At 67.9% G+C, this 16,102-nt stretch carries 14 protein-coding genes; 8 read left to right on the forward strand and 6 right to left on the reverse strand.

Annotated features, from left to right (window positions below; genetic code table 11):
- Positions 1-9: 9 nt before the first annotated feature.
- The 6 genes from pgaB to ACV22V_RS18995 all read left to right on the forward strand — a co-directional run bounded on the left by pgaB (position 10) and on the right by ACV22V_RS18995 (position 8,080).
- Complete coding sequence (gene pgaB / locus ACV22V_RS18970; protein ID WP_059524962.1) at positions 10-2,103, forward strand: poly-beta-1,6-N-acetyl-D-glucosamine N-deacetylase PgaB; 2,094 nt, start codon at positions 10-12, stop codon at positions 2,101-2,103.
- Entirely contained in the window at positions 2,100-3,371 is a 1,272-nt protein-coding gene (pgaC, locus tag ACV22V_RS18975) for a poly-beta-1,6-N-acetyl-D-glucosamine synthase (RefSeq protein ID WP_059524960.1), read from the forward strand. The genes pgaB and pgaC overlap by 4 nt, the downstream gene beginning before the upstream one ends.
- Entirely contained in the window at positions 3,349-3,837 is a 489-nt protein-coding gene (locus tag ACV22V_RS18980) for a Biofilm PGA synthesis auxiliary protein PgaD (protein WP_448015058.1), read from the forward strand. Before pgaC ends, ACV22V_RS18980 begins: the two co-directional genes overlap by 23 nt.
- A gap of 118 nt (positions 3,838-3,955) precedes the next feature.
- Positions 3,956-5,779 (forward strand): glutamine--fructose-6-phosphate transaminase (isomerizing), encoded by a 1,824-nt coding sequence (gene glmS / locus ACV22V_RS18985; RefSeq protein WP_059524957.1) that lies wholly within the window; start codon positions 3,956-3,958, stop codon positions 5,777-5,779.
- Positions 5,779-7,077: a hypothetical protein gene (locus ACV22V_RS18990; RefSeq protein ID WP_448015158.1), complete on the forward strand. Its 1,299-nt coding sequence runs from the start codon at positions 5,779-5,781 to the stop codon at positions 7,075-7,077. The genes glmS and ACV22V_RS18990 overlap by 1 nt, the downstream gene beginning before the upstream one ends.
- Before the next feature lie 166 nt (positions 7,078-7,243).
- Positions 7,244-8,080 carry a c-type cytochrome gene (locus ACV22V_RS18995; protein ID WP_448015060.1) on the forward strand — a complete coding sequence of 279 codons (837 nt, stop codon included), beginning with the start codon at positions 7,244-7,246 and terminating at the stop codon, positions 8,078-8,080.
- 21 nt (positions 8,081-8,101) lie between these two features.
- Here ACV22V_RS18995 and ACV22V_RS19000 read toward each other — a convergent pair whose 3' ends face one another.
- The 3 genes from ACV22V_RS19000 to ACV22V_RS19010 are packed head-to-tail and all read right to left on the reverse strand — an operon-like array spanning position 8,102 to position 11,074.
- Positions 8,102-9,358 (reverse strand): Zn-dependent hydrolase, encoded by a 1,257-nt coding sequence (locus ACV22V_RS19000; RefSeq protein ID WP_448015062.1) that lies wholly within the window; start codon positions 9,356-9,358, stop codon positions 8,102-8,104.
- Complete coding sequence (locus tag ACV22V_RS19005; protein ID WP_059700578.1) at positions 9,351-9,890, reverse strand: L-2-amino-thiazoline-4-carboxylic acid hydrolase; 540 nt, start codon at positions 9,888-9,890, stop codon at positions 9,351-9,353. The genes ACV22V_RS19000 and ACV22V_RS19005 overlap by 8 nt, the downstream gene beginning before the upstream one ends.
- Before the next feature lie 17 nt (positions 9,891-9,907).
- Positions 9,908-11,074: a branched-chain amino acid ABC transporter substrate-binding protein gene (locus ACV22V_RS19010; protein WP_448015063.1), complete on the reverse strand. Its 1,167-nt coding sequence runs from the start codon at positions 11,072-11,074 to the stop codon at positions 9,908-9,910.
- 177 nt (positions 11,075-11,251) lie between these two features.
- Between ACV22V_RS19010 and ACV22V_RS19015 the strand changes: the two genes are divergently transcribed.
- Positions 11,252-12,145 (forward strand): LysR substrate-binding domain-containing protein, encoded by an 894-nt coding sequence (locus tag ACV22V_RS19015; protein ID WP_448015065.1) that lies wholly within the window; start codon positions 11,252-11,254, stop codon positions 12,143-12,145.
- A gap of 21 nt (positions 12,146-12,166) precedes the next feature.
- Here the strand turns inward: ACV22V_RS19015 and ACV22V_RS19020 are convergent, their stop codons facing one another.
- The 3 genes from ACV22V_RS19020 to ACV22V_RS19030 are packed head-to-tail and all read right to left on the reverse strand — an operon-like array spanning position 12,167 to position 15,146.
- Complete coding sequence (locus ACV22V_RS19020) at positions 12,167-12,868, reverse strand: aspartate/glutamate racemase family protein (protein WP_448015066.1); 702 nt, start codon at positions 12,866-12,868, stop codon at positions 12,167-12,169.
- A gap of 15 nt (positions 12,869-12,883) precedes the next feature.
- Positions 12,884-14,188: a dicarboxylate/amino acid:cation symporter gene (locus ACV22V_RS19025; RefSeq protein WP_448015068.1), complete on the reverse strand. Its 1,305-nt coding sequence runs from the start codon at positions 14,186-14,188 to the stop codon at positions 12,884-12,886.
- Position 14,189: 1 nt separating this feature from the next.
- Complete coding sequence (locus ACV22V_RS19030; protein ID WP_448015070.1) at positions 14,190-15,146, reverse strand: ABC transporter substrate-binding protein; 957 nt, start codon at positions 15,144-15,146, stop codon at positions 14,190-14,192.
- Between the two features lie 321 nt (positions 15,147-15,467).
- Between ACV22V_RS19030 and ahpC the strand changes: the two genes are divergently transcribed.
- A complete protein-coding gene (gene ahpC, locus ACV22V_RS19035; RefSeq protein WP_006488685.1) occupies positions 15,468-16,031 on the forward strand; it encodes an alkyl hydroperoxide reductase subunit C in 564 nt (187 codons plus the stop codon).
- The last annotated feature ends 71 nt before the right edge of the window (positions 16,032-16,102 follow it).

Below are 16,102 nucleotides of genomic sequence, written 5' to 3' on the forward strand. Positions count from 1 at the left end.
GATCGCGCAATGCAAACCAGACGGACCTTCATGTGCGGATGCCTCGGCACGTTCGCCGCCTGTTCGCTGTTCCCGGGCGTGTCGAACGCCCGGATGATCGACCTGCTGCCGCCGTCCGATCCGGCCGACGGCAAGACGTTCCGCGTGATCTGCCTGCACGACGTGCGCGACAACCTGATGGCGTCGTTCTCCTCCCCGTCGGCGATGGTCGACCCGTTCGCGGTCGATACCGGCACGCTGACCGCGATCTTCTCGTGGCTTCAGACCAACAACTACCACACCATCACGGTCAAGCAGATCGAAGAATCGCGGCACGGCGGCAAGCCGCTGCCGCCGCGCGCGGTGCTCCTCACGTTCGACGACGGCTACCGCAGCCACTACACGAAGGTGCTGCCGCTGCTCGAGCGCTTCAAGTATCCGGCCGTGATGGGCATCGTCACGGCGTGGATCGATGCGCCGCCGAATGCGCCGATCCGCATCAGCGACAAGATCCAGGTGCCGCGCGACTACTTCATGTCGTGGGAGGAGGTGCAGAAGGTCGGTCAATCTCACCTCGTCGAGCTCGGCTGCCACACCCACAACCTCCATCACGGCGCGGTCGCGAATCCGCAAGGCAACGAATTGCCGGCGACCACGTCGCACCTCTACCTGCAGAACGAGAAGCGCTATGAAACCGACGCCGAATTCGAAGCGCGCGTGCACGACGACCTTCAGACATGCGTGCGGCAGATCCGCGAACGCACCGGCATCGTCGCACGCTCGATGGTGTGGCCATACGGCGCGGAAAACCAGCCCGTGCGCAAGATATCGACGTCGCTCGGCATGGACATCCAGTTCAGCCTCGATGCCGGCCCGAATACGCCGGACGTGCCGCTCGACCGGCTGAGGCGGATCCTGATGATGTACGACGTCGACATCGGCGGGTTCGAGCGCTCGATGCGCGAGCCGGCATCCAACCGTGGCGACGTCGACGTGCCCGAGCGCATCGTGCAGGTCGATCTCGACCAGGTCTACGATCCCGATCCCGCGCGGCAGGAAGCGAATCTCGGCAAGCTGATCGAGCGGATCTACCGGATGCAGCCGAAATCGGTGTACCTGCAGGCCTATGCCGACCCGAAGGGCACGGGCGTGGCCGAAGCCGTGTATTTCCCGAACCGGCACCTGCCGATGCGCGCCGACCTGTTCTCTCGCGCCGCGTGGCAGCTCAACACGCGCTCCAACGTGCAGGTCTACGCATGGATGCCGGTGCTCGCGTTCCGGCCGCCGCCGGACAAGCATCAGGGGCTCGAGGCCGTCAGCGCATACGGCGGCGCGCCGGCCCGCGAGAACGGCACGCGCGTGTTCCGGCTGAGCCCGTTCGATCCGGAAGCGCGACTGATGATCCAGCAGGTCTACGAGGATCTCAGCAAGCACGCGTCGTTCAGCGGCATCCTGTTCAGCGACGACGCCGTGCTCGACGACTACGAGGATGCGGGCCGACATGCGCTACGAACCTATTCGCAGTGGGGGCTGCCGGCCGACGTCGGCAAGATCCGCGAGAACCCCGACCTGATGAAGCGCTGGACGCGCCAGAAGTCGCGCTACCTGATCGACCTGACCCGCCAGCTCGAGCAGATCGTGCTCGCGCACCAGAACGTGGGCGACGTGCTGACCGCGCGGAACATCTTCGCGATGCCGGTGCTCAAGCCCGAGTCCGAAGCGTGGTACGCGCAGAACTACGACGATTTCCTTGCCACCTACGACTACGTCGCGCTGATGGCGATGCCGTACATGGAACAGGCGAAGGACCCCGAGGGCTGGCTCGACCAGCTCGTGCGCACCGTCCGCACGAAGCAGCGCGGGCTGCAGCGCACCGTGTTCGAACTGCAGTCGTACGACTGGCACGCGCACAAGGACGTGCCGGCCCGCACGCTGCTCGCTCAGATGCGGCGGCTGCGCAGCGAGGGCGCGGTGAATTTCGGCTATTACCCGGACAACTTCCTGAACGGCCAGCCGGAGCTCGACGCGATGCGCGACGTGATGTCGTTGAAGTCGCGGCTCGACCCGACCTCGATCAACGCGCTGATGCAGATGCAGCATGCGCAGGGAACCAAGACGCCATGACCACCCACAGCATCATCCAGCGCCTTCAGGATTTCGTCTTCTACTATCCGTTCTTCATGTCGTATCTGTGGATGATCGGTGGCGTCGTCCATTACTTCCTGCTCGAGGAAGGCCGCGAGCTGTCGACGCGCACGATCGCGGCGAGCGGAATCCCGAAGATCTCGATCGTCGTGCCGTGCTTCAACGAAGCGGCGAACGCGCGCGCCGTGATCCGCCACCTGAACGCGATGGACTACCCGAACTACGACATCATCGCGGTCAACGACGGCAGCAAGGACCGCACCGGCGAGATCCTCAACGAGCTGGCCGTCGAGATCCCACGGCTGCTCGTGATCCATCACGCGCGCAACGAAGGCAAGGCGGTCGGGCTCACCACCGCGGCCGCGGTATCGAACGCGGAATACCTGCTCTGCATCGACGGCGACGCGCTGCTCGCGCACGACGCGATCGGCTGGATGCTCGAGCATTTCCTGACCGATCCGGGCGTCGGCGCGGTCACGGGCAACCCGCGCATCCGCACGCGCACGTCGCTGCTGGGGCGCATGCAGGTCGGCGAATTCTCGTCGATCGTCGGGCTGATCAAGCGCACGCAGCAGGTGTACGGCCGCATCTTCACGGTTTCGGGCGTGATCACGATGTTCCGCAAGACCGCGCTCGCCGATGTCGGCTACTGGAGCTCGGACATGCTGACCGAGGACATCGACATCAGCTGGAAGCTGCAGTGCCGCGACTGGCGCGTCGTGTACGAGCCGCACGCGCTCAGCTGGATCCTGATGCCCGAGACGCTGAAGGGGCTCTACCGGCAGCGGCTGCGCTGGGCGAAGGGCGGCATCCAGGTGCTGCTCAAGTACGCGGGCACGCTCGCGCGACCGACGCAGATGATGATGTGGCCGCTGTTCGTCGAGTACCTGATCGGCATCGCGTGGGCCTATTCGATGTCGTTCATCCTGCTGCTCGCGCTGATCGACGTCGTCTATCCGCTTCCGCAGACCTGGCATGTGTCCGTGGTGCCGCACTGGCACGGGATGCTGCTGGTCGCGACCTGCATCCTGCAGCTGATCATCGGCAGCATGATCGATCGTCGTTACGACGAAAAACTCCTGATGTATTTCCTTGACACCGTCTGGTACCCCGTCGCGTTCTGGTTGATCAGCATGGTCACCACCGTCGTCGCCCTGCCCGCCGTCGTTTTGCGGGGCCGCGGCAAGCGCGCCGTTTGGGTCAGTCCCGACCGAGGCATTCAACATGAAGAACGCACCGATTATTGACCTTTCCCTGCGCGCCCCGCGCGAACTGATCGCCGAACGCGGCGGCATCGTCGGGCCCGTGCTCGTCGCGTGGTTCCGCCTCGTGCGGCCCGCGCTGGTCGGAGGTGTGTGGGCATCGATCTGCATCTATACGTACCGCTACCTGCTGCCGTTCAACCAGGCCGAGATGCCGATCGAGCAGATCGTGTTCTACGTGACGAGCATCGCGCTGATCGCCGGCACGATCGTCACGTGGCTGATCGCGGGACGTGTCGTGCATCCGCTCGCGTACCGGTTGCGCGTCTCGAAGATGCTGCGGCGCTCGGCCAGCGTGAAGATGCGCTCGCTGCCGCCGACCGCGCTCGCGGGCGCCCGCCGGCGCGGCACGCGGCGCACGTCGCGCATTCTCGTCGCGTCGCACGATGCGAACGGCTCGATCTCGGGCATCGAATGGATCGCGCACGCGGGACCGCAGCCCCGCGAATAGGTCACCGGAGACGTGCCGCGCCGGACGCGACGCATGCCGCGCGACGCGACACCGCTCCCGGATTCGCGCCGTCGCGTGTCGTGCGCCGGCCTGCAACTTCCTGTAGACGAGGTGAATCATGTGCGGAATCGTCGGAGCAAGCGGCCTGAACAATCAGGTGCCGCAACTGGTCAATGCACTGAGCCGGCTCGAGTATCGCGGTTACGACTCGTGCGGCATCGCCGTGCTGCGTGACGGCCGCCTGCGCAGCGAACGCACGCTGCGACGCGTGGCGGACCTGCAGGACCGCGTGCTGACGCTCGGCCTCGAAGCGCAGACGTGCATCGCGCACACGCGCTGGGCGACGCACGGCGCGCCGTCGGAAATGAACGCGCACCCGATCATGTCGGGCGACACGATCGCGGTCGTGCACAACGGGATCATCGAAAACCACGATGCGTTGCGCGCCGAACTGCGGGAGCGCGGCTACACGTTTCGCGGCGAGACCGACACCGAGGTGATCGCGCATCTGATCCACAGCATGTATCGCGACGACCTGTTCGATGCCGTCACCCGCGCAGTCAAGCGGCTGCACGGCGCGTACGCGATCGCCGTGCTGAGCGCGCGCGAGCCGCAGCGGCTCGTCGCCGCGCGCGCGGGCTCGCCGCTCGTGATCGGCATCGGCGCGGACCAGAACTACCTCGCGTCCGACTGCGCGGCGCTCGGCGACCTGACCGACCGCTTCGTCTACCTGGAAGACGGCGACGTCGCGCTGATCACGCCGGAACGGATCGACGTGGTGGACGCGATCGGGAGCGAGGCCCAGCGTCCGCTATGCCTGGTCAAGGCACGCGACGACGACGCCGCGCTCGGCCCGTATCAGCACTTCATGCAGAAGGAAATCTTCGAACAGCCGAAGGCGATCGCCGCCACGATCGACGGTGTCGACACGATCTCGCCCGCGCTGTTCGGCGGCAGCGACAGCACGCGCGCGCTGCTGTCGAAGACCCGGAGCGTGCTGCTGCTCGGCTGCGGTACCAGCTACTACGCGGGCCTGACCGCGAAATACTGGCTCGAGGGCATCGCGGGCATTCCGGCGCAGGTCGAGATCGCGAGCGAATACCGCTACCGCGACACCGTGCCCGATCCGCGCACGCTGGTCGTCGGTATTTCGCAGTCCGGCGAAACTGCCGACACCATCGGCGCGATCGAGCGCGCGCGCGCGATGGGCCAGGATATGTCGATGGCGATCTGCAACGTGGCGACCAGCTCGATCGCGCGCGGCGCGCCACTCAGCTTCCTGACGCGAGCCGGCATCGAGCTCGGCGTCGCATCGACCAAGGCGTTCACGACGCAGCTCGTCGCGCTGTTCGTGCTGACGCTGACGCTCGCGCAGCAACGCGGCCGGCTCGATGCGGCGCATGTCGCGATGCACCTGAAGAAACTGCACGAACTGCCGGATCGCATCGCTCATGCACTCGCGCTGGAAACGCAGATCATGGGCTGGGCCGCGAAGTTCGCGCGCACCGAGAACGCGCTGTTCCTCGGGCGCGGCATTCACTACCCGATCGCGCTGGAAGGCGCGCTGAAGCTGAAGGAAGTGTCGTACATCCATGCGGAAGGCTATCCGGCCGGCGAACTGAAGCATGGCCCGCTCGCACTCGTCACGAGCGCGATGCCGGTCGTCACGATCGCGCCGGATGACCGCCTGTTTCAGAAGCTGAAGTCCAACATGGCCGAAGTGCGCGCACGCGGCGGGCGGCTGTACGTGCTCGCGGGCCATCATCTCGAGATCGACGCCGACCGCGACACGCACCTGATCCGCGTACGCGAATCCGGGGACGCGCTGTCGCCGATCGTCAATGTGATCCCGTTGCAGCTGCTCGCGTATCACGTCGGGTGCGCGCGCGGCGCCGACGTCGACAAGCCGCGCAACCTCGCGAAATCCGTCACCGTCGAATGATGCGACGGCCGGTCGCGACGCCGATCGCCACCGTGCGCGCCCATGCGGGCGCGCGCGCCGCCGCGTGGCGTGTCGCGACCGTGCTCTGCGGCGCGTGTTGCGCCATCGCGGCACCGTCGCACACGTTCGCCGGCCCGCCGGTCGTGCACACCGTCACCGTGCAGGCGCCCGCGTCGCCGCAGGACAGCGGCGACCCGCGGCGCTTCATGCACGGAATCGGCGTGGCCGACGCCGGCGACGGCCGGCGCTGGGTGTTCTTCAGCAGCTCGGGCATCGCGCCGCGCGGCGCGCTGCGCAACGGCAACTGGCCGCACGACGTGTACGTCGGCGAATGGCTGCCGGGCAAGCCGCGCCTGCTGCGCGTCCGCACGTTCATCAGCCGTCCGGAAGCGCAGGAGCCCGTATCGATCGCGCAGAATCCGCGCGGCGACATCTTCGTCACGTTCGAGGACGGCTGGAACACGCCGCAGGAGGTCAGCCAGCGCTACGGCGTCTATCGGCGCGACCTGAAGCCGATCAAGCCCTACCCGAACGACGTCGAGGCGGGCGGTCACTCCGGGCATGTCGCCGCGGTGGGCGAACGTTTCGTCGTGTTCTATTCCGCCGACTGGATCGACGGCGGCGGCGTCGACAACCTCGGCACCGGCAACGGTGTCTACGTGAAAACCTACGATGCCGACGGACGCGTGCTGAATCACGTGCCGGTCGCGCCGCACCGCCGCGAATGGTGGCCCGTGGTCGCCGGCTCGCCGCACCGCGCGCTGCTCGTCTGGCAGAAATACATCGAAGGCAGCACGGATGCGACGCTCGAATACGCGATGTTCGATCCGGTCACGGCAAAACTCGACAAGCTCGGGCCGCTGAGCGACGCGATCCAGTACTACGTGTATTCGTCCGCGTACGTGCCGGCGATCGACCGCTTCGTCGTGGTCACGACGACGGCGGACAACCGCGGCGTCGCGATGCTGATCGACCCGGACGGCCGCCGCCTTGCGACGCTCGACTGCCTGCCGGCGTCGGTGCGGGAATCCGGAATCGGCGTCGACGGCACGCATGCGTATGTGCCGACGCGCGACGGGCGGCTGCTGACGCTGGCGCTTTCGGCAACCGGCATGTCGGTGAGCGGCGCGCAGCGCTCGCCGATTCCGTGGGGCTCGACCGGCATCGCCGGGTTCGCGGCACGCGGCGGGACGATGCATTTCGTGTCGCTGACGCCGTCCGGGACGCGCGAAGCCGATTTCGACACGGCACGGGAAACGCCTTTACCGAAGACCGACGCGCAGTGTCCGACACATTGACGGCGACGCGAACGGGACCGGACCGACACCGCCGCCCCGTGTAATTGCGCCGATCCCGCATCGAATTCGCCAGCGACGCCCGTACCGGCTAGACTGTCGCCCGATTCCATTCATCGGCCGCGCGCTCGCCTCCCTGCCGCCGCCGGAACGCCCCCACGGAGAACGAATGCTGAAGCGCCGGTGGTTTTCGCTGTTGCTGGTGACGGTGTGTCTGATCGCGACGCGCGCGTCCGCGCAGGGCTCGCTCGAACTCGAGACCGACGGCACGCCTCGCGTGCTGACGCGCCAGGCGCTGCTCGCGCGCGCCGACGCGACGGACATCCACGTGCCGCGCGACATCGCGTACGGCCGGCCGATGACGTTCCGCGCGGTGCCGTTCGCCGCCCTGCTCGGCGACACGCCGCTGCCGGCGGACGGCGTGCTCGAAACACGCGCGGCCGACGGTTTCGCCGCGCAACTGCCGCTGGATCTCGCGCGCCGCCGTGCGCCGGCCGGCGCCGTCGCGTGGCTCGCGATCGAGGACCCCGCGCATCCGTGGCCGAAGCTGCCGGGCAAGCAGGTCAGCGCCGGGCCGTTCTATCTCGTGTGGCTCGGGGCGGATGCATCGTCGGTGCGGGGCGAGCAATGGCCGTATCAGATCGTGCGCATCACGATCGAATCGTCGCCGCTCGCGCGCTGGCCATCGCTCGCCGTCGATCCCGCGCTGCCGGCGAACGATCCGGCCCGCGCGGGCCAGCGCCTATTCGTCACGCAATGCCTCGCGTGCCATCGCCTCGACGGCGCGGGCAGCAGCCAGGCCGGCCCCGACCTGAACGCGCCGATGAATCCGGTCGACTACTTCCAGCCCGCCGCGCTGCGCCGCTACATCCGCAATCCGGCATCGGTGCGCGACTGGCCGGGCCGCTTGATGCCGGCATTCCCGCCCGATCAACTGAGCGACCGGGAGCTCGACCAGATCGTCGCCTACCTTACGTTCATGGCGCGGCGCAAGGCGGGCAAGTAAGCCGCGCCCGTCACGCGCGCATCACGCGCCCGGTTCCTGCGCGCTTTGCAGCACCGCGCGCAGCAGCACGTCGGCGCCCGCCGCCGACCATTCCGGCGTGATCGCCTCGGCCTCGTTGTGGCTCAGCCCGTCGACGCACGGCACGAAGATCATGCCCGTCGGCGCGACGCGCGCGATGTAGCACGCGTCGTGACCCGCACCGGAAACGATGTCCATGTGCGGCAGCCCGAGCGCCTGCGCCGCATCGCGCACCGCGTCGATGCAGCGCGGCGCGAACGGCACCGGCGGGTACGTGAAGATCTGCTCGATCCGCGCACCGAGGCCGGCGTCGGTCGCGACGCAGGCCAGTTCCGCACGCAGCGCCGCGTCGAGCTCGTCGAGCACCGCATCGTCAGGATGACGAAACTCGACCGTGAAGAAGCAGCCGCCCGGCACCGTGTTGCGCGAATTCGGCCGCGCCTCGATCATCCCGACCGTCGCGCGCGCGTGCGGCGCATGGCGACGGCCGAGCGCATCGACGAATTCGATCATCCGCGCGGCACCCACCAGCGTGTCGCGCCGGAATTCCATCGGCGTGGTGCCCGCGTGCGCGTCGACGCCCGTCAGCGTCACCTCGTACCAGCGCTGCCCCTGCCCGGCCGTCACGACACCGATCGTCTTGCCCGCGCGTTCGAGAATCGCGCCCTGTTCGATATGCAATTCGTAGGCGGCATGCACCGGATAGCCGCCGACAGGCTCGGCGCCCGCGTACCCGATCCGCGCGAGTTCCTCGCCGATCGTCCTGCCCGCGCCATCCGTTCGCGACAGACCGTATTCGAGCGGATAGACGCCCGCGAACACCCCGGCCGAGATCATCGCCGGCGCAAAGCGCGAACCTTCCTCGTTGGTCCAGATCACGACGTCGATCGGACGCTCGGTCTCGATGCCCGCATCGTTCAGCGCACGCACGACCTCGAGGCCGCCGAGCACGCCGTAGATACCGTCGTAGCGGCCGCCGGTCGGCTGCGAATCGGCGTGCGAGCCCGTCATCACCGGCGCGGCATCGGGATGGCGGCCCGCGCGGCGCGCGAACACGTTGCCCATCCGGTCCACCCGCACCGTGCAGCCGGCATCGCGCGCCCACTGCACGAACAGGTCGCGCGACTCGCGGTCGAGGTCGGTCAGCGCGAGACGGCAGACGCCGCCTTTCGGCGTCGCGCCGATCTGCGCCATCCGTTCGAGCGACGCCCACAACCGCGCGCCGTCGACGCGCGGCGCGCCCGCGAGATCGTCACGCATTGCCGGCCTCCGGCGCGTCGTCGCGCGGTGTCGTGCGCAACGCATAGCGGAAATCGCAGCGCTTGCCGCCCTGCATGATCGTGCTCGTGCGCGTCAGCGCGATGCGCGGATCGTAACCCTCGATGAAATAGCTGTCGCGCGCACAGCTCAGCAGGTGGCCGATCTCGCCGAGCCCCATCGCGTGATACATCTCCGCGTAGCTGCAGCGATGCACGTCGTAGTCGTAGTGCGCGTCGTCCGCGCGATGCACCTCGACGTCGAGCGCATCGTCCTTCTCCCACAGCACCTGCAGCGCGATGAACGATTGCACGCTCGTGCCGTCGGGCTCCTGCGCCGCGAACGTGCGGCCCGCGTCGACGGCCGCGCCGCGCACGGCTTCCGCGATCACGGCCTGCGCGCGCTCGGCGCCGAATTCGCGCTTCATGATCTCGTAGATCGGCTTGATGATTTCCGCTTCGATGCGGCGCCGCGCGAGGATGCCGAGGCGCGTGTCCTCGGGTGCCGCCGTGGATGCATGTGTCGTGTCGGTCATGGGATTCGTCTCCGTCGTCATTTCGTTGCCGGGTGCGCGCCGCCGAGCACGTCGACGACGGTCCACTTGCCGCCGCGCACCTGGTAGATCGTGAATGCCGGGTCCTTCAGGTTGCCTTCGGCGTCGAACGCGACCCGGCCGGTCACGCCGGGCCGGTCGATCGCGCGCACGGCCGCGACCAGCTTCGCCGGCTGCGTCGTGCCGGCCTTCTGCGCGGCCGCGATCAGCGTGGCCGCCGCGTCGTACGCGAACGGCGCGTGCAGTTCGATCGGCGCGTGAAAGCGTGCGCGGTACTGCGTGTCGAACGCCTTGCCGCCCGGCATCCGGTCGAGCGGCAGGCCCGGTTCGAGCGCCGTCACGCCGTCGCCGTCCTTGCCCGCGAGCGACAGGAAGGTCTGGCTCACGAAGCCGCCGGCGCCGAGCAGCGGCGCGTTCACGCCGAGCTGGCGCATCCGGCGCGCGATCGGCGCGGCCTGCGCGTCGAGCCCGCCGAAGAACACGAGATCCGCGCGCTTGCCCTTGATCGCGGTCAGCACGCCGCTGAAGTCGGTCGTCTTGTCGTTCACGTACTGGCGATCGACGATCGTGCCGCCGTTCGCCTGCACGCCCTTGATGAACTGGTCGGCCAGCCCCGCGCCGAACGACGTGCGATCGTCGATCACCGCGATACGTGCGGCCTTCAGCGTCTTCACCGCATAGGCGCCGGTGAAGTTGCCGCCCGCATCGTCGTGACCCATGATGCGGAATGCCGTCGCGTAGCCCTGCTGCGTGTACGGGTGGCCGGTGGACGCCGGCGCGATCTGCGGAATGCCGGCATCTCGATAGACGCGCGACGCCGGCACGCTGCAGCCCGTGTTCCAGTGACCGACGACGCCGATCACGTGCTGGTCGACGAGCTGCTGCGCGACCGCGACGGCCGTGCGCGGATCGGATTGATCGTCGGCCGCGACGAGCTTGTAGACGACCGGCTTGCCGCCGATGCTCGGATGCGTCGCGTTCGCGTCGTCGATCGCGAGCTGCGCGCCGTTCTGCAGGTCCTTGCCGATCCGCGCGGACGGGCCGGTGAGCGGCGCGGCGAGACCGATCAGGATCGTCTGCGGCGCGGACTGCGCGAAGGCGGGAACGGCGGCGATCAGCGTGGCCGCGGAGAATGCGAGGCTGGCGGGAAGAAAAGCGATTTTCATGTGCGGGGATCGGGGACTCGAATCAAAACATGAAAAATATTAAATATTCAGCTCCAACACCCCAAATACTCAATTGTTGGATGCTTATGCCATTCCCGACACAATAACGTAATCGCCTGTAAATACGGGATATTTTCATGTTGTCGCTTACCCTGATTTTTCGATAAAATTCGACACATGAAAAATATCGAACAATTGCCGCACGATCCGCCGCTGCGCGCCGTCCGCGCGTTCGAGGCATTCGCGCGTCTCGGCTCGGTCACGGCGGCAGCGCACGAGCTCGACATCACGCCGTCCGCGGTCAGCCACCAGTTGCAGCTGCTCGAAGCGTTCATTCAGACGCCGCTGACCGTGCGCGAAGGCCGGCTGCTCGCGCTTACCGACGAGGGGCGCGACTATTACCGCTCGATCAGCGCCGCGTTCTCGGTGCTGCGCAGCGCGACGCGCTTCGTGCGCGACCGGTCGTCGCTGCGGCAAATCACGATCAGCCTGATTCCGCTGCTCGGCATCGGCTGGTTCATTCCGCGGCTGCACGCGTTCCTCGCCGACAACACCGATGTCGACGTGACCGTGCTGTATGCGCATCACCGCAACTATCGAAGCGACGCGTCCGACCTGTCGATCCGCTTTGGCACCGGCGACTGGCCCGGCTACCGCTGCGAGCGGCTGCTGCCGGGCGCGATGGTGCCGATGTGCAGCCCGTCGTTCCTGAAGCGCCACGGGCCGTTCCGCACGCCGGCCGATCTCGCGCGGGCGCCGCTCGTGCACGACGAGGATCGCAGCACCTGGGTCAACTGGCTGCAGGGCGCCGGCGTGCGGCACGTGTCGCACGCGGTGGGGCCGATGTTCGAGGACGGGCAACTGACGCTGAGCGCGGCGCGCGCGGATCTCGGCGCGGCGCTGCTGCGCGCGCCGCTGGTCGAGCGCGAACTGGCGAGCGGCGAACTCGTGAAGCTGTTCGACCATGCGCTCGACGACGGGCGCGACTACTACCTGTGCACGCGCGAGGATACGGACATGCCGGACGGCGCGAGGCGGCTGGCGGAATGGCTCAGGCGAATGGCTGCATAAGCGCGCCGTCCCGTCGATGCGTCACACCGCCCGCCCCCATCCGCACGCGACCGCATGGGCGACCGTCGCGCGCGCCAGCTCCTGCGTGCTGTCGACCAACGCGAACGGTGCATCGCGCAACGCGCGCGCCGCGATCGGAATTTCCGTGCAGCCCATCACCGCGACACCCACGTCCCGTCGTGCCAGCGTCGCGAGCGCGCGCGTCAGGCGCCGCACCGACGCATCGATCTTCCCCGCCTTGACCGCCGCGATGCACGCGGCGATATCGCGCTGCGCGGCCACGCCCGGCATCACCGGCTCGAAACCGCGTGCACGCAGCGCCGCCTGGTAAAAGCCCGACACCAGCGTGCCGCCCGTGGCGAGCACCGCGACGCGCCGCACGCCAGCCGGCAACGCGGCCACCGACGCGTCGACGATATGCAGAATCGGCGCCGCGCTGCGTTCGCGCAGCGGCGCATACCAGTGATGCGCCGAATTGCACGGAATCGCGATCACGTCCACGCCGCAGCCGTTCAGCAGCGCGATGCCATCGAGCAGCGCCGGCAGCGGATCGGTCCCGCCGTCGATGATCGCGCGCGAGCGATCGGGCGTTCGCGTCAGGTTCGCGACGATCATCGGCAGGTGCTCCTGGTCGCAGCGTGCGCGTGTCAGGCAAATCACGCGATGCATGAAGTCGACCGTGGCCAGCGGCCCCATTCCGCCCAGTACGCCGACGAGTGCCATGACGCCTCCCCTCCTTCACGCGCGCGGCGGCCGCGCGCAGATCGCGGATACGACGGCCGAGTTGCCGATCACCAGCAACAGCGTCCGCAATATTTCGCAGAACGGATCGATTGCCGCGAACAGCACGAACGCAGCCTCGAACGGCAGATGCAGTGCCGCGCACACCATGCCGGCGAGCGACACCGTCACGACGCCCGACGTGCCGGTCGACGCGAATCCGGCCAGCACCGATGCGACCAGCACGACGCAAAGCTCGCCGGGGCCGAGCGACCGTTCGTAGAGTTGCGCGACGAACAGCGTCGCGCTCGCGTAATAAACCATCGGCCCGACGCGCAGCAGCGACACGGCAAGCGGAACGACCAGTTCGACGCGCGCACGGGCGAAGCCGAAGCCGTCGGCCAGGCACTCGATCATGCTCGGCATGCAGGCCACGCTGCTGCGCGTGGCGAGCGCCATCGCGAACGGCGTGCGCAACCCGGCGAGCGTCTCGGCCAGCGTCGCGCCCGAGCGTTTCCAGATCACGACGATCGCGGCCGCGATCAGCACGAGCGCGACGACGGCGAACGCGGCGACGAAGCGGACCATCGCCTCGAGCGGCCCGAACCCCGACGTGCCGATCTGCGCGGCGCCGCCGCAGAACAGCACGATCGGCGTCGGATACGCGAGCCAGTGCATGATTTTCTGACACGTGAAATACACGGTCTCCAGCGTCTGGCTCAGCGCCGCCGAGATGCTCGCCGGCACGCGTCCCGACGCGAAGCCGAAGAACAGCGAGAACACCAGCGCCTTCAGCGTGTCGCCGCTCGCGAGCGCCGCGAAGAAGTTGCCGGGCACCAGCGCGATCAGCATGTCGGCAAGGCCCGACGATTTCTCCGCGGGATCGGCGCCGTACAGCGTCATCACGGTGTCGCTCGCCGCGCCGTCGCTGCCGACCAGCGCGCCGAATGCCTTCAGCGTCGCGTTCGACAGATGCTCGCCCGGCCGCATCGCGACCAGCACGACCGCGCCGACCGCCACGACGAACACCGACGCGCAGCCGAAGGTCGCGATCACACGCATCACGAGATCCGACGCGCTGCCGTCGCGCAGCAGCCGCTGCAGGCTGAAGATCACGGCGGCCGTCATGAACGGCAGCGCCGTCATCTTCAGCAGGCCGACGTACACCTGGCCCACGTAGTCGAACTTCGGCGCGGCGGCCGGCCACAGCACGCCCGCCACGATCCCGAGCGCGAGGCTGCCAAATACCGTCAACGGATGGATCGCGAACGCATGCAGCCGCTCGATGCGAGGCATGATCCTGATGTTCTCGTTCATGTTCATGTCAGCGACCCATCGCATCGAGCAAGGATTTCACGTCGAGCCGCTTGTTGCGCTCGGCCAGGAACTGATTGACGAACGCGAGCAGCGTCGGCGTGGACACCGGCACGCCGACGGCAAGCGCGTCGGTGAGGTCGTCGAAGGTCGCGACGCGCAAGCGGATCGGCGCGGTCGGGTCGTCCTGCATCACCAGCTTGATCGCGAGTTCGTCGCGATACACGGCCGTGACCGCGCCGGCGTTCAGCGCGTCGAGCGTCGCCGGCCAGCTCGGATACGTGCGCACCCGCGCGGCCGGGAAGTCGTTGCGCACATATTCCGCGTAGGCCGACCCCGCGACGACGCCGATCGTGCCGCGGTAATCGCGCACGACTTCCGGCAGCGCGCGCCCTTTCGCGAGTTCCGCGAAGCTGACGCGATTGATCAGCAGCGCGCGTCGCAGGTTGATGTACGGCGTGCTGAAGCGGATCACCTGCGCACGCGGCAACGTGCGCGACAGCTTGCTGATCGCGACGTCGGCCTGCCCGGTCGCGAGCAGGTGAACGACATCGTCGAACGTGCGCGCATCGCGGTCGAACTGCACGGACACGCCGAGCTTTTTCGCGAGTTCGTCGGCGAGATCGATGTCGACGCCCGCCAATGCGCCGTTGCGCGACATGAAGAACGGCGGCTGATCGACGCCGAGCACCGCGACGACGAGCGCGCCGCGCGAGACGATGCGGGCGAACTCGGGCGCGAGCAGCCGGCCGTCGGGCATCTGCACGAGGCCGGTCGACGTGGTGGCGGGTGTCGCCGTCGCGGCCGGCGCGGACGCATCGACAGCGAGCGCCGGCGCGGCACACGAGAGGGCCACGAATACGCAGGCCGCACCGCGCAGGAGCCGATGCAGGCATCGCCGCGTGGGGACGATCTCGCGGAACCACGCGAGCAGCGCACACAGGGCGCGTCCGGAAAAGAGGTTCATGGCGGCAGTGGGACGAAGCGTGTCTGACGACCGCGCAACCGTTCGTACCGAACGGGCGCCGGGCCCTTGCGCGGGGTGCGTCGCCGTCGCCCGGCGCCGCGCCCTCCCGCACGCCCAATGTGTCAGAAGCGCCGGCTGGCCGAAATCCGCCGGAAGGCCCGGCCCGGATGGCACGGGTCGACCGGACGGCCCGTCGCGACGGGGGCCGGAAGCAGATAGAAATTCCCGATGCCGCGGATTGAAACAAGCAATTTCACAAACCTGGGGTGAACCCGGATACTGGCAACACTTCATCAACACCCAAGCAAAGGAACTCGCAAGATGCCGATCATCAACACCCAAATCAAACCGTTCAAGGCAACCGCATACCACAACGGCGATTTCGTGCCCGTGTCCGAAGAGAACTTCAAGGGCAAGTGGTCCGTCGTCGTGTTCTACCCGGCCGACTTCACGTTCGTCTGCCCGACCGAGCTGGGCGACCTCGCCGACCGCTACGCGGAATTCCAGAAGCTGGGTGTCGAGATCTACGGCGTATCGACCGATACGCACTTCACGCACAAGGCATGGCACGACACGTCGGACACGATCGGCAAGATCAAGTACCCGATGATCGGCGACCCGACGCTCACGCTGTCGCGCAACTTCGACGTGCTGATCGAGGAAGAAGGGATGGCGCTGCGCGGCACGTTCGTGATCAACCCGGAAGGCGAGATCAAGCTGTGCGAAATCCACGACAACGGCATCGGCCGCGACGCAGGCGAACTGCTGCGCAAGGTGCAGGCCGCGCAATACATCGCGGCACACCCGGGCGAAGTGTGCCCGGCCAAGTGGACGCCGGGTGCGGAAACGCTGACCCCGTCGCTCGACCTGATCGGCAAGATCTGACGTTCGCGCCGCGCGCCTCGCACGAGGCGCGCGCGTCACGCGAATGCGGGCCGCCTCGTGCGGCCCGCGCC

The organism is Burkholderia sp. AW33-5 (assembly GCF_053427615.1).